At 59.1% G+C, this 22,042-nt stretch carries 20 protein-coding genes and 1 pseudogene; 9 read left to right on the top strand and 12 right to left on the bottom strand.

Going from position 1 to position 22,042, the window contains the following annotated elements; all coding sequences use genetic code 11:
- The 3 genes and pseudogenes from KO536_RS23575 to KO536_RS23565 all read right to left on the bottom strand — a co-directional run.
- Positions 1–170: pseudogene (locus KO536_RS23575) on the bottom strand (urocanate hydratase); the annotation flags it as partial.
- A 316-nt stretch (positions 171–486) separates the two neighbouring features.
- Positions 487–1,239, bottom strand: coding sequence for a histidine utilization repressor (gene hutC, locus KO536_RS23570; RefSeq protein WP_219263208.1), 753 nt, complete (start codon positions 1,237–1,239; stop codon positions 487–489).
- Positions 1,240–1,373: 134 nt separating this feature from the next.
- Positions 1,374–2,078 carry a YoaK family protein gene (locus KO536_RS23565; RefSeq protein ID WP_133078496.1) on the bottom strand — a complete coding sequence of 235 codons (705 nt, stop codon included), beginning with the start codon at positions 2,076–2,078 and terminating at the stop codon, positions 1,374–1,376.
- Between the two features lie 259 nt (positions 2,079–2,337).
- Here KO536_RS23565 and KO536_RS23560 point away from each other — a divergent pair, with 259 nt between their 5' ends.
- Positions 2,338–3,012 carry a histidine phosphatase family protein gene (locus KO536_RS23560; RefSeq protein WP_219263207.1) on the top strand — a complete coding sequence of 225 codons (675 nt, stop codon included), beginning with the start codon at positions 2,338–2,340 and terminating at the stop codon, positions 3,010–3,012.
- 16 nt (positions 3,013–3,028) lie between these two features.
- Here the strand turns inward: KO536_RS23560 and KO536_RS23555 are convergent, their stop codons facing one another.
- Complete coding sequence (locus KO536_RS23555; RefSeq protein WP_219263206.1) at positions 3,029–3,967, bottom strand: DMT family transporter; 939 nt, start codon at positions 3,965–3,967, stop codon at positions 3,029–3,031.
- 136 nt (positions 3,968–4,103) lie between these two features.
- Here KO536_RS23555 and KO536_RS23550 point away from each other — a divergent pair, with 136 nt between their 5' ends.
- Entirely contained in the window at positions 4,104–5,042 is a 939-nt protein-coding gene (locus KO536_RS23550) for a LysR substrate-binding domain-containing protein (RefSeq protein WP_219263205.1), read from the top strand.
- Positions 5,039–5,260, top strand: coding sequence for a YgdI/YgdR family lipoprotein (locus KO536_RS23545; protein WP_133078492.1), 222 nt, complete (start codon positions 5,039–5,041; stop codon positions 5,258–5,260). Before KO536_RS23550 ends, KO536_RS23545 begins: the two co-directional genes overlap by 4 nt.
- A gap of 21 nt (positions 5,261–5,281) precedes the next feature.
- Here KO536_RS23545 and KO536_RS23540 read toward each other — a convergent pair whose 3' ends face one another.
- The 3 genes from KO536_RS23540 to KO536_RS23530 are packed head-to-tail and all read right to left on the bottom strand — an operon-like array spanning position 5,282 to position 8,048.
- Positions 5,282–6,574, bottom strand: a complete 1,293-nt coding sequence (locus KO536_RS23540) for an FAD-binding oxidoreductase (protein ID WP_219263204.1) — start codon at positions 6,572–6,574, stop codon at positions 5,282–5,284.
- Positions 6,571–7,227 carry an amino acid ABC transporter permease gene (locus KO536_RS23535; protein WP_133078490.1) on the bottom strand — a complete coding sequence of 219 codons (657 nt, stop codon included), beginning with the start codon at positions 7,225–7,227 and terminating at the stop codon, positions 6,571–6,573. The genes KO536_RS23540 and KO536_RS23535 overlap by 4 nt, the downstream gene beginning before the upstream one ends.
- A gap of 59 nt (positions 7,228–7,286) precedes the next feature.
- Positions 7,287–8,048, bottom strand: a complete 762-nt coding sequence (locus tag KO536_RS23530) for an ABC transporter substrate-binding protein (RefSeq protein ID WP_133078489.1) — start codon at positions 8,046–8,048, stop codon at positions 7,287–7,289.
- A 169-nt stretch (positions 8,049–8,217) separates the two neighbouring features.
- Here KO536_RS23530 and KO536_RS23525 point away from each other — a divergent pair, with 169 nt between their 5' ends.
- From KO536_RS23525 to KO536_RS23515, 3 genes are all read left to right on the top strand, one after another.
- Positions 8,218–8,994 carry an IclR family transcriptional regulator gene (locus tag KO536_RS23525; RefSeq protein ID WP_046808658.1) on the top strand — a complete coding sequence of 259 codons (777 nt, stop codon included), beginning with the start codon at positions 8,218–8,220 and terminating at the stop codon, positions 8,992–8,994.
- A gap of 991 nt (positions 8,995–9,985) precedes the next feature.
- Positions 9,986–10,714: a carbonic anhydrase gene (locus KO536_RS23520; RefSeq protein ID WP_219263203.1), complete on the top strand. Its 729-nt coding sequence runs from the start codon at positions 9,986–9,988 to the stop codon at positions 10,712–10,714.
- 82 nt (positions 10,715–10,796) lie between these two features.
- Entirely contained in the window at positions 10,797–12,326 is a 1,530-nt protein-coding gene (locus KO536_RS23515) for a SulP family inorganic anion transporter (RefSeq protein ID WP_219263202.1), read from the top strand.
- Here the strand turns inward: KO536_RS23515 and KO536_RS23510 are convergent.
- The 5 genes from KO536_RS23510 to KO536_RS23490 all read right to left on the bottom strand — a co-directional run bounded on the left by KO536_RS23510 (position 12,312) and on the right by KO536_RS23490 (position 17,833).
- The gene (locus KO536_RS23510) at positions 12,312–13,325 is read right to left on the bottom strand and encodes an AraC family transcriptional regulator (protein ID WP_219263201.1); all 1,014 of its coding nucleotides are present in this window, start codon (positions 13,323–13,325) and stop codon (positions 12,312–12,314) included. The genes KO536_RS23515 and KO536_RS23510 overlap by 15 nt on opposite strands.
- 151 nt (positions 13,326–13,476) lie before the next feature.
- Positions 13,477–14,310 carry an SDR family NAD(P)-dependent oxidoreductase gene (locus KO536_RS23505; protein ID WP_219263200.1) on the bottom strand — a complete coding sequence of 278 codons (834 nt, stop codon included), beginning with the start codon at positions 14,308–14,310 and terminating at the stop codon, positions 13,477–13,479.
- Positions 14,311–14,512: 202 nt separating this feature from the next.
- Positions 14,513–15,757 (bottom strand): helix-turn-helix transcriptional regulator, encoded by a 1,245-nt coding sequence (locus KO536_RS23500; protein ID WP_219263199.1) that lies wholly within the window; start codon positions 15,755–15,757, stop codon positions 14,513–14,515.
- Between the two features lie 166 nt (positions 15,758–15,923).
- Positions 15,924–16,193, bottom strand: a complete 270-nt coding sequence (locus KO536_RS24390) for a hypothetical protein (RefSeq protein ID WP_257623066.1) — start codon at positions 16,191–16,193, stop codon at positions 15,924–15,926.
- Positions 16,194–16,477: 284 nt separating this feature from the next.
- Positions 16,478–17,833, bottom strand: a complete 1,356-nt coding sequence (locus KO536_RS23490; protein ID WP_219263198.1) for an MATE family efflux transporter — start codon at positions 17,831–17,833, stop codon at positions 16,478–16,480.
- Between the two features lie 218 nt (positions 17,834–18,051).
- Between KO536_RS23490 and KO536_RS23485 the strand changes: the two genes are divergently transcribed.
- The 3 genes from KO536_RS23485 (at position 18,052) to KO536_RS23475 (ending at position 22,041) form a co-directional block, all read left to right on the top strand.
- The gene (locus KO536_RS23485) at positions 18,052–18,735 is read left to right on the top strand and encodes a response regulator transcription factor (RefSeq protein WP_219263197.1); all 684 of its coding nucleotides are present in this window, start codon (positions 18,052–18,054) and stop codon (positions 18,733–18,735) included.
- On the top strand, positions 18,713–20,101 hold the full coding sequence (locus tag KO536_RS23480; RefSeq protein ID WP_219263196.1) for a HAMP domain-containing sensor histidine kinase: 1,389 nt from the start codon (positions 18,713–18,715) through the stop codon (positions 20,099–20,101). The genes KO536_RS23485 and KO536_RS23480 overlap by 23 nt, the downstream gene beginning before the upstream one ends.
- 65 nt (positions 20,102–20,166) lie before the next feature.
- Positions 20,167–22,041 (top strand): extracellular solute-binding protein, encoded by a 1,875-nt coding sequence (locus KO536_RS23475; protein WP_219263195.1) that lies wholly within the window; start codon positions 20,167–20,169, stop codon positions 22,039–22,041.
- Position 22,042 lies beyond the last annotated feature (1 nt).

Here is a 22,042-nt window from a genome sequence, read left to right as displayed (position 1 = left end):
CCAATACCGCCATACACCACCAGCTCGGTCGGGTTCTCGGCCACTTGCGGGTCGAGGTTGTTCATCAACATCCGCAGCGGCGCTTCGGTCATCCAGCTTTTAGCAGTGAGCCGGGTGCCACGGGCGGCGCGGATTTCACCTTCACGGTGACGGTCATGGGCAGTTGTCATGGGCAGTCCCTCATAAAAAAGCATCAACGTCATACGGTGCAGTGCGACAGGTGCGCACTTATACCAGCCTGTATGTACAAGTGAATGCAAGCGAAGGGCCAACACACAAGCGGCAATGCGCCAATGGCCTGTTTTTTCTATGTAAAAATGTTATAAATCAGATAGTTAAAAAATTTTTAATTTTTGCGAAAAGAATATGTCGCACGAAAAATCTGCATCAAGTTGCCGCAACTTTGTGCATCAACAGGCGGGAAGGTAACAAAAATGCACCAAAAGTAACGCGAGTAACACATCGTTACCCGCTATCAGCGACCCCTCAGTTGCCGCACTGGCCTTGCAGGCGATAGCGCGTGCCCGGGTACACCAGGCGGGCACACCCCACCATTCCTTGAGCCGCCCACGTGCGGCGGCGAATGAGCAGGCAAGGCTCGTTTCGCTTGACGTGCAGCAGGCGACACTCTGCAGATTTGGCATGAATGGCCTCTACCACATGCTCACCGCCGGTCAATGGCGCGAGGTTCATCAGGTAGGCATAGGCCGTGGTACGGGTGAAATCCTGCTGCAGGTACTCAGGTGCGATCTCGGCATTCACGTAGCGCTCTTCAATCTGCACCGGTACATCGTTTTCGTAATGCACCATCACCGAATGGAAGAACCGCTTGATACCGTCCAGTGCAAATGGCAACACAGGCGTGACCTTGGCCGGGACTTCTTCGAGCACGATCACTTCACAGCGGTGCACGTGGCCACGGTCGGCGATTTCCTGGGCAATGTTATGAATCTCGAACAACGCCGCATTGCCTTTGGGCACGGCAACAAATGTCCCCACCCCTTGCATGCGCACCAGCAACCCTTCGATGGTCAGCTCACGCAATGCGCGATTGATCGTCATGCGACTCACGCCCAACAGGGTAAGCAACTCACTCTCGGAGGGCAGCTTGGAGTTGGGCAGCCAGGCGCCCGAACGGATTTTTTGCGCAATGGCCTGTTTGACGCGCGCATACAGCGGCGCAGGACTCTCAATGGAGAATGACTCAAGGGATGAATTGTCATCGACTGGCTTGGACACAACGACTCCTGTTGGCGGGTTGGGCATGCCAGGGGGCATTCTCGATCAGTTTGCGCGCCACACAAACTGATCGAGAACATCCCCTGATGCGCCGGGCCAGTTTACGCGCAGCGTGAGCGAAGAAAAACGGGCGTTTAGCGTGGCATGTAATCGCGTTGCCAGCGGCGCGGGATTCTCAACGACAGCAGCCCGAGCACGGCGGCAAAACCGGCACTGAACAGCATCGCCTTGAGCCCGAACCGTGTTTCCAGCAGCGCCCCCAGTACCGCCCCCAGCAGCATCCCGGTCCAGGGCACCAGCTGCACTCGCCAGCCGCTGCGTCGCTCGCCCAGCAGCCAGCGGCCCACCCCCCGGCCAAAACGCGATAACGCCCCGGTCACATAGGTCAGGCCCACCGGTAGCCCGTTAACCTGCTCCACCGCCGCATTGAGCATGCCCATCGCCACAATGGCCGCCAGCAACGCCGGCACTTGCGTGGCAAACGGCAGCAACGCCGCGGTACACAACAAGCCTGCGATCACCAGCATCAACGGCAATGCACGTCGCCCGCCCCAGCGCGCCAGCAACACCCCGAGGGCGTTGCCGACAATAAACGCCAGCACCGCAAACAACAGACGCACCACCAGACTCACGTCGCCCTCGCCTATGGCGACCGCCAGGCGCGTGGTGTTGCCGCTCATGAATGAAACAAAATCACCGGTGGCCAGAAAGCCGATGGCGTCGGTCATGCCCGCCAGTACCGACAAGCTGGCAACCATGCCCAGCCCCACCCGTCCGCGCCAGGCACGAACACGCACATGCACGGGATTGCTCGGTTTTCTGAGTGGCGCTGGGAGCATGGCGAATGCCTCTGAAGAGTGACCCGACTAAAGAGAGAACGATTTTGTCATACAAAAAAGCCACCATAGCACTCGGCCTGTAGGACCATTCGCAATCTAGCGCAGGTAAAATCGAACCATATTTGAAAATGACATCTAATGATTGCTTGGACCAAGGATGAGAAACACAGGTGGTGTAGCAATGACAGGGATAAACACGCGGGCGATACGCTCGATGTGCCAGGCCAGTCAGCCTTAATGCGGTATGTAGAAGAGCCCCATGACCCAGTCTGTTTGGAATAAATTTCGAATCAAACCCTACGCACTGGCGGCAATCCCGCTGTTACTGGTTGCAGGCGCCGTGACGCTGGCCGTACATGCGGATGATGTGTTTGCCCAGCCGGTAGACGGCGTACAAACCCTGGTGTTTATGCGTCACGCCGAAAAACCGGCCGACGGCCTTGGCCAGCTCACCTGCCAGGGACTTAACCGCGCAATTGATCTGGCCACCCTGCTGCCGCAACGCTATGGCAAGGCCGACTACGTGTTTGCCGCCAACCCGTCGCGACAAGTGGAAGAAGGGGCTGATGATGACGCCTACAGCTACGTGCGACCGATGATGACCATCAACCCCAGCGCCATCAAGCTGGGCTTGCCGATCAACCTGGAGTACTCGGCCAACGACACCCGCGCACTGGCCAGGGAGCTGACCGGCGACCAGTATCACAACTCCACCATCTACACCGCGTGGTCCCACGGCTATTTGCCGGACCTGATCAATAACGTTGCCAGCCAGGCCCTGGGCAAAAAAACCTCGCTCACAGAAGACTGGCCCGGCAATGACTTCGACTCGTTGTACGTGCTGACCCTGACCTGGAAAGATGGCAAGGCCACCCTGCTCAGCCGCAGCGAAAAACAGGACCTCAACAATGGGGCCAAAACCTGCCCGAGCTGATCACCCCGCACCTCGATCACGGCGCGAGCATTGTCCGCGCCGGGGCATGGCAGCGCACCGCCCAACTGACACCGCCCAGCAGCAGCACCACCGCCAGAGCTTCTGAAAAGGTGGGCCAGCGTTGCAGGTACACAAAGCCATAGAACAGCGCGAATACCGTTTCAAACACAATCAATTGCCCGCTCAGGGTCAGCGGCAGACGCCGGGACGACGCATTCCACATCCGATTGCCGAACCATGAGCCGAGCACGGCGCACGCCAGATTGACCATCCAGAACATCTGCCAGCGCTGATCACTGACCTCGACCGTCACCGCGTCCAGGGACAGTCCATGGGCAACGCCCCAGATCAACAAGCCCAGCACACCGGTGGTGACGCCCCACAGGGTCGACCACTGCCCACTGTCAAACTGACTGTGCTTCAAATACCGCGCATTCTCGATCGCAAACCAGCTCCAGCACAGCAAGGCACCGATCCCGCACAGCACGCCCAGCACCTTGTCCCCCAGCGGCTGCTGCGACGTGCTGCCGAACAAGGCCTCGAGATTGATGCAAAGCACGCCGCCCAGCACCAGCAGCAACGGCCACGCCAGCCTTGCCAATGGCACCGCTGCAGCATCGCGGCGCCCCAGCCAGGTAATGCTCAGGGGCAATACCCCCACGATCAAGGAAGCGGCGGTGATACCTGCCCACTGAATCGATGCCGCCAGCAGCATGTAATAAATCAGATTGCCCAGCAGCGCGAACTTGACCAGTGTCAGCACATCGCGCCGAGTCAGCTGGCCCAGCAAACGCCGGGCGTTGGGCAGCAACACAATCAGCGACACGGCCCCGTACACGATAAAACGCCCGCAACTGAGTAACAGCGGGCTGAACTCCGGCAACAGCTTGGGCACCAGAAACACCAGACCCCACACTGCACCGGCCATGCCGGCATAGACTATCCCGCGTTTCATTCAAGACTCTCAAACTGATCAATATCGAGTGAGCGTAAGCGGCCCAACTATTTGGCACAAAAGATCATTTGGCATACTGGCATTCCGTGCAGGAATGCCTTATACCGTCCCCCCCACAACCTGCTGTAAGGTTTCTGTGAATCGCTACTCGAAAAACCTGCCCCCTCTGGACAGCCTGATTACCTTCGAAGCCGTCGCGCGCACTGGCAGCTTTACCCGCGCAGCGAGCGAACTGTGTTTGACTCAAAGTGCGATCAGCAAACAGATCCGGGCCCTGGAAGACAACCTCAAGCTCACCTTGTTTGAGCGCCAGGCGCGGGGCATTTGCCTGACCCAGGCCGGAGCAAGCCTGTTCAGCGAAGTCACCACCCTGCTCGAACGCCTGCAGTACAGCGTCAATCGGATCAAGGCAGCCCATGCCCCCAACTCCGTCACAGTGCTCTGTACCCATGCCGTCGCGCAGTTCTGGCTGTTTGCGCGATTGCTTGCGTTCAATACCGAGCATCCGTCAATCACGGTCAATATTCACGCCAGCAACGACATCCATGAATCCAGCGTTGCCGATTACGACTTCACGATTTTATACGGCGCCGGTCACTGGTCATCATTGAGTGTCGAGCCACTGTTTGCCGAAAAGGTCTACCCTGTCGCCCGCACTGACCTGGTATTGGCCAGCGTCGATGAACCTGCCGACCTTCAAACATTGCCCCTGATCGAACTCGACGCCTCGGGATGGAACTGCATGGACTGGCACGACTGGTTCAAGCATTTCGGCCTGGAACACAAAGCCGATGCCAAGCGACCGACCTTCAATCAGGTCACGCTCGCCTATCAGGCAATCGTGCAGGGCATGGGGGTGGGGCTGGGTTGGGACTTTATGGTCAGGGACAAAATCGACAAGGGCGAACTGCGACGCGTGGGGCCTTTTGAATTTTTAAGCACGAATGCGGACTACCTGGCGCACTCTCGCCATAAAACGCTGTCAGATGCAGCAATTACTTTCCAGCGCTGGCTGCTCGACGACGCCCGGCGCGAACACTCTCCACTTTGCCAAGAGCTCAAGGTACACCCATGAAAATCAACGCTATCGGTTTACCCCTGCTTGTGGTTGCCTTGCTGGGACTGGCAGGCTGCGCAACCCCGAGCGTTGTGACCCTGCAAAACGGCACGCAATACCTGACCAAAGACCTGCCGGTTACCACGAACAAGGACGGCCTGTACGAGTTTGTGGACATTGCAGGCAAACACATCAAGGTCAGGGCTGCCGATGTCTCCAGCATCAAGTCCGATTGAAGATCGGCGCCAGCCCACCCCTCACCCGTTCAACGCATCCAGCAGCCGGTAATAGCTGATGCCTGCGGCCACATACAAGCGCTGAAGGCTATGGAAGGGAATTCTGCGAATCGGCGTCACCGGGAACGGGAAGTCATCGCTGCCCCCCGAAACACGGGCCGCGAGGTGCTTGCCCAGGGTGCTGGACATCGCAATGCCGCGCCCGTTGTAGCCCATCAGGATTGACAGGCCCGGTTGCGGCTCATGGAGTTGTGGCAGCACGCTATGGTTGAGCGCCACACGACCGCTCCAGCGGTACTCAATCGCGACGCCCGCCAGCTGCGGGAACACGCTGATCAGCGAGCGTTCCAGATGCGCCCAGTCTTCATTGCGACCCGGCTCGGCAAACGGCCCGCGACCACCCAGCAGCACCCGCCCCTGGGCATCCTGCTTGAAGTACAGCAACAGGCGACGCGCATCCGAACACACTTCCCCACCAGGCAAAATGGTTTTGCGCAGCTCCGGCGAAAGCGGTCGCGTTGCAATCATGAAGCTGTTGGCCGCCAGCACGGTTTGCCGCAAGCCGGGCCATAAACCGTCGGTGTAGCCATTGGTGGCCAACACCACCCGTTCAGCCGTGACGCTGTGGCCCTGGGCGGTGGTCAGTTGCCACTGCGTGCCGATGCGCCGTAGATCGGTTACCCGGCTATCGCTGTGAATCATCGCTCCACGGCCCAGCGCCGATCTGGCCAGCCCCCGGGCGTAATTGAGTGGATGCAGGCTTCCCGCACGGGGGTCAACCCAGCCGCCCACGTAATTTTGCGTGCCGATGCGCTGGCAAACGGCACTGGCGTCCAGCAACTCAGCCGCCACACCACGTTGTTGCCATTGCCGGGCACGGTGTTCCAGGGTCTTCATCGTGGCACTGGAGTACGCGGGTTGAATCCAGCCCTTGCGGGTTGCATCGCACGCAATGCCGTACTCGCGAATCAGCGAAAACACTTCGTCTGCCGCCCCGCCGCACGCCTCAATAATCTTCTCGCCGCGGGCCGCACCAAAACGCTCGATCAGTTGATCCGGATCGTATTTGAGACCGGGAATGACCTGCCCGCCATTGCGCCCCGAAGCGCCCCAGCCTGGCTCCCCGGCATCCAGCACACACACGCTGACACCCGACTCGGCCAGGCGCAGCGCGGTCACAAGCCCCGTGTAACCGGCGCCGACAATGGCCACGTCCACGCGCTTGTTTTCGGCGAGCGCCTGGGTCATCGCAGCCGAGCGCGCCGTGGCGGACCACAGCGAAGGCGGCAAGGTGAGTTTTGACGTTGCTTTCATGTACGCCTCCGCAGCGCAAAACGTCCTTCCAGACGACGCAAGCCATAAGACAGCGGCAAACTCATCGACAGATAGAGCAACGCAACCAGGGTGTAGACCGTCATGTTTTCAAAGGTCGAAGAAGCGATCAGTTGACCTTGGCGCGTCATCTCGGCCACGGTGATGGTCGACACCAGCGAGGAGTCCTTGAGCATCATCACCAGCGTGTTGCCATAAGGCGGCAAGGCAATGCGAAACGCCTGGGGCAGCACAATGCGGCGCATGATCATCAGGCCGCGCATGCCAAAGGATTCGGCTGCCTCGATCTGGCCAATGTCGATGGCTTGAATGCCGGCCCGGAAGTTCTCGGCCTGATAGGCCGAATAGGCAATCCCCAGACCGATCACACCGGCCTGCATGGCGCTGAGCTGGATGCCGAAGTCGGGCAAGACGAAATAGATGTAGAACAGTTGCACGATGATCGGCAACCCGCGAATCACATTGACCACGCCAATGGCGAACAAGGCGACGGCACGGATTTTGGAAACCATCATCAGCGCGAACATCAGGCCAATCACTGAACTGAGCAGGAACGAACCCGCCGTGACCTGCACAGTGACCACTGCGCCTTTGAGCAGAATCGGAAGAAAGTCCAACGCGTCCTGGAGAAACATAAACTACCTGCACACCGCTACAAGAAGTGGCCCACCGCAGAGCGGGGGCCACAGAATCATCAGTTCAGCTTCCACTTCTCGATGATGCGCTGCAGCGAGCCGTCAGCCTTGATGGCGGCAATGCCCTTGTTGACCTGCGCCAGTTTCTCGGCGTCGCCTTGACGCATGACCAGGCATACATCACCCATCACGACCGGCACATAGGTGCTCGACAGTTTCACTTCCGGGTTTTTGCCCTGGGCCAACTGGTAAGCGATGATCGGACGATCGCCGAAAGCAGCCTTGATGCGACCCAGCTTCAGGTCACGCATCAGGTCAGGAATAGAGTCGTAGCTGCGCACTTCCTTGAAACCGCCGTGCTTGTTCAGGGCGTCGAGGAATACCGTGCCCACTTGAGCACCGACCACTTCACCGGCCAGGTCATCCATGGTCTTGTATTCTTTGGGATCGTCAGTCTGGACGATCAGGCCTTCGCCATAGCTGAAAATCGGATCGGAATACTGCACAACCTTTTCACGCTCAGGGGTTTTGAGCATGGCGGCGGAAATCAGGTCAATTTTGTTGGTGGTCAGCGAAGGGATCAGCGCGGCAAACGTGGTTTGCTGGATCTCGGTGTCAAACCCCCCTGCTTTGCCGACGGCTTCAGCGGCGTCGACCATCATGCCCTGGATTTTTCCGCTCTTGATATCGAGGAAGGTGAACGGGATACCTGTCGCCGTTGCACCGACTTTATAGACAGGCTCTGCAACAGCACTGGCTGATCCAATCAGTCCGGCTGCCATTGCGCATACAAGCGTCAGTACTTGAAAAGGTTTGTGCATAGCGAATCTCCCTGTGGTCGCTTTTATTGTTGCGGGGCAGCATTTAACACCCTTGCACCCTCTGGTACAAAATGCCGCCATCGACTATAACCAATTTACTTAAATCGTAAAGAGATTTATAAATATCGCACACCGATATTTGTAGGTCGAAAAAAGCCAAGGATGCGCCATGAGCGACAGCAACAATCCTCTTTTCAACCAGTCACTGGAAAAGGGCCTGGCCGTACTTCGCGGCTTCGGGGCAGCGCGGCGCACCATGACTCTGGCGGATATCGCGCAGGTTGCGGGCATCAGCAAAAGCTCGGCCCAGCGCATGGTGCATACCCTTGAAGAACTCGGCTATGTGCGTAAGCACCCGCAAAGCCGACGCTTCCAGTTAACGCCCAAGGTTATGGAAATCGGCTACAACTATTTAGCCGCCGACATACTGGTCGATGTCGCAAACCCCTACCTGGCCGAGCTCAACCAGCTCACGGGCGAAACGGTCAACCTGACGGAGCCGGACGGCCTGGACATGGTCTATGTATCCCGTTTTGTGGCGCCTAAATTTATCCCGATCCACATGCCCATCGGCAGTCGAATCCCGATGTATTGCACCGGGGGCGGTCGAGCCTATCTGAGTGGCCTGGGGGATGACGAAATTCGCCGTGTGCTGCAAGACAGCACGCTGGCTGAGCTGACCCGCTACACCCTGACTGATGCCACCGCCATTTTTGAGCGTGTGATCACCAGCCGCAATCAGGGCTATGCCACCAACAAGGAAGAAATGTTCCTGGGGGACATGACCATTGCCGCACCGATATTCAACAGCAACGGCCTGCCGGTTGCGGCCGTGCATGTGGTAGTGCCGAGCAGTCGCTGGAGCATGGAAGAAGCCGAAGATAAATTGGCCTCGACCGTTATCCAGTGTGCCCGTGGGATCAGCAATTCGATCAGAACCTTGTAGCGGTCCCCGGTGGGAGCTAGCCTGCTCGCGATGCAGCCGGACGTAGCCTCGCACAGCTCGTCAACTGCTACGTATTCCTTGTAGATACTCTGTTGCCAGCTGGCCTGTTTAGAGAAATGTGCTTCGCTAAACAGGTCGGCCTGTAGGCCGCCTCGGCGGGCAGTTGATCTTGTTTTTGCACTGGTTTTTGATCTGCCTGCCCTTCGGGAGGCCGAGAGGAGGTTCTGCGTAGTGGGTCGACCGGCATGGATGCCGGGAGAGCCGTGTTGGGCCAGGGATGGCCCGTCACGGCGGGCCCACGGAGCGGGACCGGAGCGAGGGACACCTGAGCGCAGCGAAGGCCGTACGCAGGGGCGAAAGCGCTTTGGTTACTTTGCCGCTTTTGCAAAGTGACTCGCTGTAAGAGCGAAACCATCATTTCAGTTAACCGCGAATGCCGGATATGTACCCCGTGTGCCAGTTGTTTTGCGATGCGCCCGCACCTATGCCGAGTCCATATCCATTCGATGTGTCACGACTTTCTACGGGTTCCGCCCTTACGGCGGGTCACTTTTTCCAGACGCCGAAAAAGTAACCAAAAAGGCTTGCCCTACCATACGGCCGCCTCGCCAAGGCTCGGCGGTGCCCTCACTCCAGCACTGTCATGGGCATTCGCGTCGTCTGGACATTCGTGTGGCTCCAGCAAAAGCAAAATGCATCGCAGACGTCACAGAACCCTACGAAAAACGGTTTAGCGCCAACCTACAAGTAGCTGTCGAAGGAACGAGGCTGCGAAGCAGTCGTAGAATCGGTGATCGTGGTCCCCTGAATCACCACAGCCGCTGTCGTTGCATGGCAACAAAACCCCCTCCCGCAATAGGTAGCATCCTCATATAAAGCCCGTGCTAGAGCATTCAATTAAGGTTCAGTTAAGTTTCGGGCGCTAACGTGACCGAAGAGTCACAAATGACTCGCATTAGCTTTTCCCCTGCTCTACCACAGAGGATGAACGATGGATATCAAGGTCACACAGCGCTCGGCTGCAGCTACTGCCCCTCCTGAAACGGAACAGGCTGACGCAGCACTGCAGCTCATTGTTGAAGGTTTTCTGCATTTCCATCGTGAGGTCTTTCCACAACAGAAAGACCTGTTCAAAAAACTGGCCACCGCTCAACGCCCAAGGGCGATGTTTATCGCTTGCGCCGATTCTCGAATCGTCCCCGAATTGATTACCCAAAGCGCTCCTGGCGATCTGTTCGTCACCCGCAATGTCGGCAACGTCGTACCGCCTTATGGCGAGATGAATGGCGGGGTCAGCACGGCGATCGAATACGCCAACCTGGCACTGGGCGTACAGCACATCATCGTCTGCGGGCACTCCGACTGTGGCGCGATGCGCGCCGTGCTCAACCCGCAAAGCCTTGAAAAAATGCCCACGGTCAAAGCCTGGCTGCGCCATGCCGAAGTGGCCAGGACCATGGTTCAGGAGAACTGTGCGTGCGCCAATGAAGCTGAAGGCATGCACGTGCTTACCGAAGAAAACGTGATCGCTCAGTTGCAGCACTTGCGTACCCATCCCTCCGTCGCTTCGCGCATGGCCAGCGGCCAGTTGTTTATCCATGGCTGGGTCTACAACATCGAAACCAGCCAAATCAAAGCCTACGACGCTGAGTCCGGCAGTTTTCTGCCACTGGACAATCTCCAGACAATCCCTTGCGCGACACCCAAAGCGCGTTTCTGAACATGTCCCAATGAGGTAGCCGTGGCAACCAGGCACGACGCCGGCCTTTGCCACGCCCCAAGAATCCCCAGGGAGAATCATCATGCGTACTGCGCAATTAAAAGCAGTATTGCCACGGGAGCTATTGGCCTCTGTGGTTGTGTTTCTGGTCGCCCTGCCCTTGTGCATGGGCATCGCCATCGCTTCCGGAATGCCCCCGGCCAAAGGCTTGATCACCGGTATCATCGGCGGCCTGGTCGTGGGCTGGATGGCCGGATCGCCACTACAGGTCAGTGGCCCGGCAGCCGGGCTGGCAGTGCTGGTGTTCGAAGTGGTACGCCAGCATGGCATGGCCATGCTGGGACCGATCCTGCTCCTGGCAGGCTTTTTACAACTGGTGGCCGGCCGTTTGCGTTTGGGTTGCTGGTTCCGCGTTACCGCCCCGGCTGTGGTCTACGGCATGCTTGCCGGAATCGGGGTGCTGATTGTGTTGTCGCAACTGCATGTGATGCTCGACGGCACCCCCAAACCCTCGGGCCTTGATAACCTTGCCGGCTTCCCGCAGGCAGTGGCGCAAGCCATTCCAACCCTTGGCTGGCAGGCGGGCCTGCTGGGCCTGGCAACCATCGGGGTGATGTGGTCGTGGGATAAATTACGCCCGCAAAAGCTGCGCTTTGTCCCCGGCGCCCTGCTCGGTGTGGGCTTGACCACGGCCGTCAGCCTGGTCATGGCGTTACAGGTCAAGCGCGTGGAGGTCCCGGACAATCTGGCGGACGCTATCGACTGGCTGCGTCCGGCCGACCTGCTGAACTTTGCCGATCCCGCACTGTTGATCGCGGCGTTTGCAGTGGCGTTTATTGCCAGCGCAGAAACCCTGTTGTCCGCCGCAGCCGTCGACCGCATGCACAACGGCCAGCGCTCGGATTTTGACAAGGAACTGACCGCGCAAGGGGTCGGCAACATGCTCTGTGGCGTGCTGGGCGCGCTGCCAATGACCGGTGTGATCGTGCGCAGTTCGGCCAATGTTCAGGCAGGTGCCACCACCCGGCTTTCGACAATGTTCCACGGCCTCTGGCTGCTGGCTTTTGTGCTGTTGCTGTCCAGTGTGCTGCAAAGCATTCCAGTGGCGAGCCTGGCGGGTGTGCTGGTGTATACCGGGATCAAACTGGTGGACATCAAGGCGTTTCGCGGCCTGGTACGCTATGGCCGCATACCGATGCTGACCTATGGGGCAACCGCCCTGTCAATCATCTTCACTGACTTGCTGACCGGGGTACTGCTGGGGTTCGGCCTCACCCTGGCCAATCTGGCCTGGAAGGCAGCGCGCCTGAAAATCAGCCTGATTGATCTGCCCCGCAGCGGTGAAATGGAGTTGCGGCTCAATGGCTCGGCAACCTTTCTCAAAGTACCGGCATTGACTCAGGTTCTGGCTCGGGTACCGGCCGGTAGCATCGTGCATGTCCCCCTCAGCAACCTGAGCTACATCGACCACTCCTGCCTGGAGCTGTTCGAAGAGTGGGGACGGGCCAATGCAGCCAAGGGTTCGAAGCTGATCATTGAACCCCAGGGGTTGAAACGACGTCTCGAAGGCCGACTGCGCACGACCCGCGGCCTGGGTTCAGCCACCGCCTAGAATCAAGCTGCGGTAATGCCCCGGATTGGTTCCCGACCACTTGCGAAAAGCCTTGTAAAACGAGCTGGTGTCGGCAAAGCCCAGGCGCAGGGCGATGTCGGCAAAGCTGTGGTCGGGCTCGGCCAACCAGCCAATCGCCAGCTCCTTGCGCACGCCGTCCTTTATCCCCTGAAAGGTGTGCCCTTCGTCCGCCAAGCGGCGGCGCAAGGTCGATGCCGACATGCACAGGCTTTGCGCCAGGCCCGGGGTTTCAGGCCACTGTTCGGCAGGCAACTGGCGCAGATGCTGTTTGATCTGGCTGGCCAGACTCTCGGGATCCCGGTATTTGACCAGGATATTGGCAGGTGCCTCGGCCAGAAAGCGCTTCAGCTCCTGGGCGTTGCGCTTGATCGGTGCATCCAGGCAATCGGCAGCGAAAATCATCCGTGTGCGTGGCCGCTCAAAGCGCAGGTTCTCGGAGAACATCACTTCGTAGTCTTCGCAGTAATCGGGCGCCGCACAGCGCAACTCAATGGCCAGAATAGGAATTCGCCGCCCGGCCAGCCAGCAGGCAACGCCGTGCACGATCATCCAATAGGTGAAGTAGGTAAAGCCACGGTTCGCCGGTTGCTCAGGTTCGTGCAAGACGATTTCCGCCAGGCTTTGCTGGCGCACCAGTTGCGCCGGCAAGCGTTCCAGCATCAACGACAGAAATCCCAGCACCACCTCCAGCCCCTGGGCCAGGGTCGGCTGAGCCATTGCGGTGCGGCACATGAACGCCAGGCTGCCAGAACGCAGCTTGCGCGGGTCCATGGCAAAAAACTCGTCATCCAGACGTCGCGCCAACAGTCGCCACATCCGTGCATAGACCAGCGCAGGCACACGGCCATCCGGTTCGTTGAGCAACCCGGGGGCAATGCCTACCTTATGCAGCACTTCATCCGTGGCGCTACCGGGCGCACAGCTCTGCAGCAACGCCTCGCGCACCAGATGAATGGAGATGGTGTCCTTGTTCAACATTGGCCGTATTCCGAGCCCGATGACATTTGATTGACGGCCATCTTAAGCAGCACGGATCAAAAAGCCAGCAGTACCTTAGCCTTATACGGGCAGCTTGCCTTCAGGGTTGTTCCACACAAACTGCACCCTGTCCCAGATCCATGTGAGGGTCTTAACGCCAATCCTCAACAATCCCGTGTTCCCGGGCAAACGGCTGGCAGTGGATGGTCTTGCGCTGGTGATCGATTGCTGCATCATTGGTCGCCAGCCACAGCATCACCGCTGCTGGCACCTCAGGCGGCGCCGAGCCTGCACGCAAGGCAATCACGCCCTTGTCACCGATGGTGGCGCGCAAGGCGTCAGTGGTCACCACCCCGGGGTTGAGGGTGTAGGCGCGAATCCCCTGTTCGCCAAACTCCACCGACAAAATGCCCGACAGCCGCGACACCGCTGCCTTGCCCGCCCCATAGGCATACCCCCAGCCGCCCTTGCCCGCCGCCACCGGAGGATCGGTTTCACCCGCGCCTGAGGTGACATTGATCACCACCCCGCCACCCTGCTCCAGCATCTGACTGACCACGGCCCGAGTCAGTAGAAACGGAGTCATCATGTAACCCTGAAACACCCGTGCCAGGGTCTCGGGCTGCAAGTCCATAAAGGGCGCGTTGAGGTCGCTGCCCTGATAGATCGCGTTATTGACCAGCACATCCACCCGGCCATATTCGGCAAACACCGCCTGGCTGGCGGCCAGCACCGACTCGCTGTCAAGCAGGTCCATCCGCACCACCAGCGCCTTGCGGCCCAGTTCGCGGATCGCTGCGGCCGTTGCGTTCAGACTGCCGGGCAGCGCCGTGCCGTCGGGGTTACGCAAGCCGTGGGTATGGCTTTCGCCTTCTTCCAGGCTGCGTGCGCTGATGGCCAGATCAAAACCTGCGCGGGCAAACGCCAGCGCTGTTTCACGACCGATACCGCGGCTGGCGCCTGTTATAAATGCCACTTTATTCATCAGAATTCCTTAAAGATCAGAAGCGCTGGGCACGCACCATTACGTCCATGCCACCATCGACGAACACGACGCTGCCGGAAGCGGAACCACTGACAGCTGTAACTGGCATAAGACTTACCTTGATGATCCTGGCCCTGTCTGGCCTGCCTGAAAGGCAGCTGGCAGTGACGTTAAATCGCCATTGCCAACCTGGAATCAATACTTAAGCGCTTTTACGAACCGGTCGCGCCAACTGGGGTGCCGGCACTATCACGGACTCAGCCGCTCGCAAGGCGCACTTGGGCTTTCCCAAGGCAACCACACTGTTAAGCAAAATTCTTACCAGTTCGGTCTGACGGCGTACACCGGTCTTGGAGAAGATCGAGCGCAGGTGTGCCCGTGCAGTGTTGCGTCTGATGTTCAGGTTTTCGGCGGCTTCTTCCAGGGACAAGCCGTTTGCCAGCTCCATCGCCAGCGCAGTTTCGGCCTTGGTCAGGTTGAACAGCTGCTTGGTCACCACTTCACTGGCCAGGGACTTGCCGACCGAGTCACGGATATAGATCACCGCCGCAGGCTTGCTCTTGCCTTCCGCCCATTCGAGGGAAGGAATAGCCTCGACCACCAATCCCAGGCTGACCTGGCCCGATGGCCGGGTAACGGACATCGCGTCGGCCGTCACCCCGCCGTCGCGCACTTCCTGGCTGAAGATGTGCTTGACCAGGCGCTGCAGCTCGCGATTGTCGCTGGGGTAAGTGGCCTCCAGCCTGCCGCCCACCAGCTTCAAGCCATCGGCTTTTTTGAGGATTTCTTCAGCAATCGGGTTAAGGCGCAGCACCTTGCCGGTTTCGTCGAGCACGATGGTGGCCACGGACAGGCGGCTGATGGCCTGGGCGTAAAGCTCGCTCATGGACTCGCTGCGATCGAGCAGATTGTGCAGGTGCAGGGCCCGGCGCAAATGCGGCAGGAAGCTGCTGCACAACGCGCGCTCGGCACTGGAGAAGGCAGGTGAGGTTTTGGGCCGGGTCAGACGAAAGCGCAGCTTGCCACCGTCGGGGGTCGATATATCGGCACCCATCACGTGGAAGACATCCTGCTTGGCGCAGTAAGCCTTGAAGTACGCCGATTGGACCCACTCGGATTCGCTCATCAGGTCTTCAACCGTAAACACCTGGTCAAGCGCCTGCCCTGCGAACGGGGTAAGGGTTTGCGGGTAAGTCTGATACGTCAGTTCACCCTCGCCTTCAATATCGCCGGCCACAATCATCAGGCCCAGATCGGGCTGGTCCGGAACCCGCAGAATAAGGGTCGCATAGTTGGCCTTGAACATGCTGCGTACGGCACACAAGGTACGGCCCATCACTTTCGGGTCCAAAGCACCGTCGTAGAAGCTGCCGACCATTTGATCGTAATCGGCCAATTCGAGCCCCAGACTGGCCAGGGTTTGGTGGTTCAGGGTCACTGTATCCACGGATGCTTCCTCGCGTTGGGTCAGGTTCGGGGCCTGCCCTTTTTATTGTTCTTATTTCCAGCGGTTATTTATACGCAGCCCCTGCAGCGGTAACGGCGCAAAAACAACTCAATGTCTCTTTATACTAGCCGTCATGCAAGCCCGGCAGGCTGTCTGTTCAGCGGTTTTAGGAGTCCCTGGCCGCAAGGATCTGCTTGAACGGGTAATGCCCTGCAGGTGCGTCCATTGCCTGGGTTTTAACCCTGACCAACGGTCGATCCAGATTGAACCGGCTTGGCAAAGCCAACGATATTGGGCAACAGCGCATGCCGTTGATTTGCAGGCGGTCCGGGCGCAACTGAGCAGAAGCGACGGTAGAGGCGGGACGGGGTGAGAAAGTGAATGCTCGGGTTGCAGCGACAATCAGGCAAACCAGATAGCCGATCATTGAGCGCATGGTAGATGCCTCGCTGCACGATTCAATTGCTGGGCAGAGTTCATGCCGCCAGTCCTGTTTTTTATTATCTTGGATGCTCTGGCTTGCTCCTCAGCGAGGTATCCAGAACCTGGCTTCGATCATCGGACTGACCAGCCACAGGCACATCGTCCAAATGGCCTAGCCCGGATGAAGGAGTGAAAAACGGTCATAGAGAATGGTTTTGCGCCGTAGTCGCTGACGAGCCGTGCGAGGCTGCGATCAAGCGCGCAGGGGCGCACCAAACCTGTCGCAGCCTCACACACTCAAACCAGCCGCTGAATCTGCTTGTGCCGCCAGACCAGCCGGTAATACGCAGTCTGCAGAACCAGCATGGCGATATAGGTCACCGGGAACGCCATCCACACGCCTTGCAGACCAAAATGCGCATCCAGTGCATAAGCCACCGGCAACTCAATGCACAGCACGCAGAAGATCGTGATCCCCATAGGCACCAGGACCACGCCGCTGGCCCGCATGATCCCGCCAATAACCGCCTGGAAGCCAAATACCAGCACGCTCCACAGCATGATATGCAGCAGGTGCTCAGCCCTGACCCGCGCCTCGACATCGGTGATGAACAGTCCCAGCAACCAGTGCGACAGCCCATAACCGAGCACTACCAGGGCACCGGTCAGGCACAGGTTGATCAGCAAACCGGTGCGCAATATCAACCCGATACGCTCAATGCGACCGGCGCCAATGGCCTGTGCCCCCAGAATCGAGGCCGTAATGGCAATCGACAGCGCCGGAAACTGCACGTAGTTGACGATCTGGGTCACGGCCCCATAGGCCGCGGTGGCCTGGGAGCCGTGACTGTTGACCAGCGCCAGGATCACCAGCTCCGACAGCGAAAGCACCACCATCTGCACGCCCGTGGGCAAACCGATACGCAGGACCTTGCCCAGAATCTCCCGGTTCAGGCGCAGCGCAGCCCAGAGTTCGCGGTCCGGGGCCATGACATGGTTTTTGTGGCGCAAGCGCAGCACCAGAAACAGCATGGCCAGCACGTTACCCACCAGCCCCGCATAGGCCGCACTTTGAATACCCATCGGCGGCAAGCCGATCCAGCCCAGGATCAACGCCGGGGTCAACAGCAAGCCAACCGCCGTGGACACCATCAGTGCCAGCAATGGGGAAACCGTGTCACTGACCCCACGCAGAATTTGCGTGAACAAAATAAACACCAGCAGCAACGGCATGATCAGCATCATGACCCTGGCATAACCGACAGCCTCCTCCAGTACGTCAACCGGCGTGCCCAGCGCCTGCAAGGCGGGCCGCGCCAACAGGCTGCCCAACACCGCTGCAATCAGCCCGATCAGCGCCCCAAGGGTGAGGGTCGCCCCGGTGATTTGCTTGACCATCGTTGTTTCCCGCGCCCCCCAGGCCTGACCGATCAGCACGGAAGCGCCCGCCCCCAGACCAATCACCAGCGCAATAAAAAAGAACACGATGGGAAACATCCCCGACACCGCGGCCAGCGCCTGCGTACCCAGCAATTGCCCGACATAGATCCCGTTGAGGGTGCCGGAGAAACTCTGAAGGAAGTTGGACAGCACCATCGGCGCAAGAAAGATCAGGTAGATCAGCCACAGCGGCCGTTGCGAAGGGGTTTGCATGAACAAAGGGCCTGAAAAAATAAACAACGGAACTTATACCGCAAATGTATCCAGATGTTCCTGTCGGGCATCATCAACGACCCGGCTACTGAGCCTTGTCATGGACATTTGGACTACGCTTTCTGACGACTTGCTGAACATGAAGAAATATTCAGAAACGTTTCAGCTTTTTGCGGGCAAAATGTGCTCAACGCTGAAAGAGCCCATCAGGTGACGGTATGACCCGTATTTTGACCATTGAAGACGATGCCGTGACGGCGAAAGAAATCGTGGCTGAATTGACCAGCCACGGCCTTGAGGTCGATTGGGTAGCCAATGGTCGTGAAGGTCTGGTACGCGCTGTCAGCGGCGACTACGACTTGATCACCCTTGACCGCATGCTCCCTGAGCTGGACGGTCTGGCGATCGTGACCACCTTGCGCACCATTGGTGTCAGTACACCCATTCTGATGATCAGCGCCCTGTCCGATGTGGACGAACGGGTTCGCGGCCTGCGCGCCGGGGGCGATGACTACCTGACCAAACCCTTTGCCAGCGACGAGATGGCGGCCCGGGTTGAAGTCCTGTTGCGGCGTAAAAGTCCGGTCGACAAATACGAGACTTCATTGCGCGTCTCGGACCTTGAACTCAACTTGATCACCCGTGAAGCCAGCCGCTGCGAACAACAGCTGAGCCTGCTGCCCACCGAGTACAAGTTGCTGGAGTTCCTGATGCGCAACACCGGGCAAATCCTCTCGCGCATGATGATTTTCGAGGAAGTCTGGGGCTATCACTTCGACCCTGGCACCAACCTGATCGACGTGCATATCGGCCGTCTGCGCAAAAAAATCGATCCGCCGGGCCAAGTGCCTCTGATTCGCACTGTCCGAGGCTCGGGTTATGTCATTGCCGAACCCCTCTAAGGGCTGGCGTTCTTCCAGCAGCCGGTTGCTGGCGCTGTACAGTTTTCTGTTCGTGGCCTGGAGCTGCATCCTGATGGGGGTGCTCTATTACGAGGTGTCGGATTACCTGGGCAACCTGGCCAGGCACTCGCTGATGCAGCGCCAGCACCTGTTTGCCCGCTTTGAAGGCGAGCAACTGGACGAAGCACTTGCCACCAGCATGACCTTCGACATGCGCGCAGTGGATGCCTATGGCCTGTTCGATGCCCAACACAACCCCCTGAGCGGCCCTATCCAGGCCCTCCCTCCGGGCTTGCCGCTGGATGGCCGGATCCACGCCTTGAGCACCTGCATCGACTCCGATGACCCCAACCTGCCCCAGGACAGCTGCGATGCCATCGCCACACAAACCAACGACGGGCGCTGGCTGGTGCTGGTGCGCGACAACGGCTCGCTGTTTGCCGTCACCCGGATCATTTTGCATGCATTGTTCTGGGGCCTGTCGCTGACCATCATCCCGGGCATTGCCGGTTGGCATTTGCTGCGCAGACGCCCCTTGCAACGCATTCGGGCGATCCAGGCCAGCGCCGAAGCGATTGTCGCAGGGGATTTGACTTACCGCCTGCCACTGTCCAATCGGCGTGACGAGCTGGATATGCTGGCGGCCATCGTCAACGCCATGCTCGATCGTATCGAACTGCTGATGCACGAGGTCAAGGGGGTGTGCGACAACATCGCCCACGACCTGCGCACCCCCCTCACCCGCTTGAGGGCCCAGCTCTACCGGATGCGCCAGCATGCTGTCGAAGGCTCCCCCGAAGCCCTGCAACTGGACGAAGTCATCGGTGAAACCGACACCCTGATGGCACGTTTTCGCGGCTTGCTGCGCATTTCCGAGCTGGAAGACCATCAACGGCGTTCGGGCTTCCTGCAACTCGATCCGCTGCCCCTGCTGCAGGAACTGTACGATTTTTACCTGCCGCTGGCGGAAGAAGGCCAGGTCACTCTGGTGCTCGACACGCAGCCCACATTGCCCAGCCTGACGGGCGATCGTGCATTGCTGTTTGAGGCGCTGGCCAATCTGCTCAGCAACTCGATCAAATTCACCCCGCCCGGCGGTGAAGTGATTTTGCGGGCGACTGACGACAACGGCAGCCCGCGCATTGAGGTCCTCGACACAGGCCCCGGTATCCCCGAGGCCGAGCGGGAGGCCGTGTTCAAGCGTTTTTACCGCTGCGATGACAGCCACGGCGGTTTTGGCCTGGGCCTGTCCATCGTCGCCGCCATCGTCAACCTGCACGGCTTCACCCTGGACGTCAGTAACCGCGAAAGCGGCGGAGCCCGGTTGACCCTGCACTGTCGACAAAGCCTGATTAACCCCGGGTAATCCGCTTTTTAATCATCAATACTGTGGGAGTGGCTTTTTCAACACGCGGCACAAGGAACTCCCGCATGCCTCTACCACTCCTGCCCCTGCTCCGCTCCCTGCTGGCCCCCGTGCTGGCTTGCCTGTGCCTGAGCGTGAGCGCAGCGCCCGGCGAGGCCATGACCGTCTATGGTGAAGCACCCAAATACCCGGCCGGATTCCAGCACTTCGATTTTGTAAATCCGGATGCACCCAAGGGCGGATCGCTGAGCCGGGCGGCAATGGAAATAGGCCAGTTCAACTACATCTCCCCCTACGTCGACCAAGGCACGGGAGTCGCGCAAGTGGATGACTGGGTGTACTCGCCACTGGCCTTTCGCTCACTGGATGAGCCCTACACGGTCTACGGTCTGGTGGCGCAAACAATGGAGCGCGACCCGGACGGTCTTTGGGTACGGTTTTACCTGAACCCCAAGGCACGCTTTGCCGACGACACACCGATCACCGCCCAGGATGTCGCCTACACCTACAACCTGCTGATGACCCAAGGCAGCCTGGGCTTTCGCATGCTCTATGGCGAGGTCAAGGCAGTGGAGATCGAAGGCCCGCTGCAGGTGCGCTTCGACTTCAAGAGCAACCAGAACCGTACCCTGGCACTGGATCTGGCGAGCATGCGCATCCTGCCGCAACACTGGTGGCAGACCCGCGACTTCAGCAATGGCGGCGGTTTTGAGCCGCCCTTGGGCAGCGGCCCGTATTCGGTGTCGCAAGTCGATCCGGGGCGCAGCATCAGCTTTGAGCGCAACAAAAACTGGTGGGCCAGGGACTTGCCGGTCAGCAAGGGGCTGTACAACTTTGACCGCCTGACCGTGAATTTTTACGGCGACACGGACGTGGCCCGCGAACTGCTCAAGGGTGGAGCTTTCGATTACAACCGCGAATTCTCGGCCACCGGGTTCAGCATCGGCTATGACAGCCCCAAGCTGACCGATGGCCGCTTGCAAAAAGGCGTATTCGCCAGGCAAAAGCCGGGCGCTGCCCAGGGCTTTGCTTTCAACCTGCAGAATCCGTTTTTCCAGGACCGCCGGGTACGCCAGGCGTTGAGCCTGCTATGGGATTTTGAATGGACCAACAAGCAGATGATGCGCAGTTTTTATGTGCGCCAGCAGAGCTACTTCCCCAAAAGCGAAATGGCTGCCACTGCACTGCCCGACGCCCGTGAACGGGAGATCCTCGAACCCCTGCGCGGCAAGGTGCCTGATGAAGTGTTCACCCAGGTCTATCAAGCGCCGAAAACCGATGGCAGCGGCTACATCCGCGACAAACAGCTGCAAGCCCTGGCGCTGCTCAAGGAGGCAGGCTGGAGCGCGAAAAACAACACGCTGGTCAACGCACAGGGCGAACCGCTGAGCTTCACCTTTCTCGATGGCCAGGGCGGATTCGACCGCATGATCCTGCCGTACAAGCGGACCCTGGCGCAGATCGGCATCCACATGGACATCCGCAAGATAGACTCGGCGCAATACGTCAACCGGCTCAATGCCCGTGACTACGACATGATCGTGGTGGGTTTCCCGCGCAGTGGCGTCCCCATCGTCTCCCCGGGCCGGGAACTGTACGACATGTATGGCTCGCGCAGTGCCACCCAGCCCGGTGCCTCCAACGCCTTTGTGCTGCGCGACCCGGCCGTGGACACACTGCTCGACGGATTGGTACAGGCCAATACCCGTGACGAAATGGTGCACTACGCCCACGCCCTCGACCGCGTCCTGCAGTGGGGCTACTACATGATTCCCAACTATTACTCGGTGGGCACCCCGACCGTGTACCAGAACCGCTTCGCCCGTCCGGCGCTGGAGCCCAAGTATGACGAGGGGCTGGACACCTGGTGGGAGATCAGCAAAACCGCACTGACCAATGCAGCCATGGAAGCAACCGGCACATCGCTGGAGGGGCACTGAG

Source organism: Pseudomonas sp. NKUCC02_KPG, assembly GCF_019345465.1.
Classification (GTDB): domain Bacteria; phylum Pseudomonadota; class Gammaproteobacteria; order Pseudomonadales; family Pseudomonadaceae; genus Aquipseudomonas.
The sequence above is the reverse complement of the archived record's forward strand: the minus strand, read 5'-3'. Positions and strand labels throughout refer to the sequence as shown.

Excerpts from the sequence above, each read along its gene's own strand:
- KO536_RS23560 (WP_219263207.1), top strand. The coding sequence starts at position 2,338 with ATGACCCAGTCTGTTTGGAATAAATTTCGAATCAAACCCTACGCACTG.
- KO536_RS23480 (WP_219263196.1), top strand. The coding sequence starts at position 18,713 with ATGTCATTGCCGAACCCCTCTAAGGGCTGGCGTTCTTCCAGCAGCCGG.
- KO536_RS23505 (WP_219263200.1), bottom strand. The coding sequence starts at position 14,310 with ATGAATAAAGTGGCATTTATAACAGGCGCCAGCCGCGGTATCGGTCGT.
- KO536_RS23520 (WP_219263203.1), top strand. The coding sequence starts at position 9,986 with ATGGATATCAAGGTCACACAGCGCTCGGCTGCAGCTACTGCCCCTCCT.
- KO536_RS24390 (WP_257623066.1), bottom strand. The coding sequence starts at position 16,193 with ATGCGCTCAATGATCGGCTATCTGGTTTGCCTGATTGTCGCTGCAACC.
- KO536_RS23515 (WP_219263202.1), top strand. The coding sequence starts at position 10,797 with ATGCGTACTGCGCAATTAAAAGCAGTATTGCCACGGGAGCTATTGGCC.
- KO536_RS23490 (WP_219263198.1), bottom strand. The coding sequence starts at position 17,833 with ATGCAAACCCCTTCGCAACGGCCGCTGTGGCTGATCTACCTGATCTTT.
- KO536_RS23525 (WP_046808658.1), top strand. The coding sequence starts at position 8,218 with ATGAGCGACAGCAACAATCCTCTTTTCAACCAGTCACTGGAAAAGGGC.
- KO536_RS23535 (WP_133078490.1), bottom strand. The coding sequence starts at position 7,227 with ATGTTTCTCCAGGACGCGTTGGACTTTCTTCCGATTCTGCTCAAAGGC.
- KO536_RS23475 (WP_219263195.1), top strand. The coding sequence starts at position 20,167 with ATGCCTCTACCACTCCTGCCCCTGCTCCGCTCCCTGCTGGCCCCCGTG.
- KO536_RS23530 (WP_133078489.1), bottom strand. The coding sequence starts at position 8,048 with ATGCACAAACCTTTTCAAGTACTGACGCTTGTATGCGCAATGGCAGCC.
- KO536_RS23510 (WP_219263201.1), bottom strand. The coding sequence starts at position 13,325 with ATGTTGAACAAGGACACCATCTCCATTCATCTGGTGCGCGAGGCGTTG.
- KO536_RS23540 (WP_219263204.1), bottom strand. The coding sequence starts at position 6,574 with ATGAAAGCAACGTCAAAACTCACCTTGCCGCCTTCGCTGTGGTCCGCC.
- KO536_RS23555 (WP_219263206.1), bottom strand. The coding sequence starts at position 3,967 with ATGAAACGCGGGATAGTCTATGCCGGCATGGCCGGTGCAGTGTGGGGT.
- KO536_RS23565 (WP_133078496.1), bottom strand. The coding sequence starts at position 2,078 with ATGCTCCCAGCGCCACTCAGAAAACCGAGCAATCCCGTGCATGTGCGT.
- KO536_RS23545 (WP_133078492.1), top strand. The coding sequence starts at position 5,039 with ATGAAAATCAACGCTATCGGTTTACCCCTGCTTGTGGTTGCCTTGCTG.
- KO536_RS23485 (WP_219263197.1), top strand. The coding sequence starts at position 18,052 with ATGACCCGTATTTTGACCATTGAAGACGATGCCGTGACGGCGAAAGAA.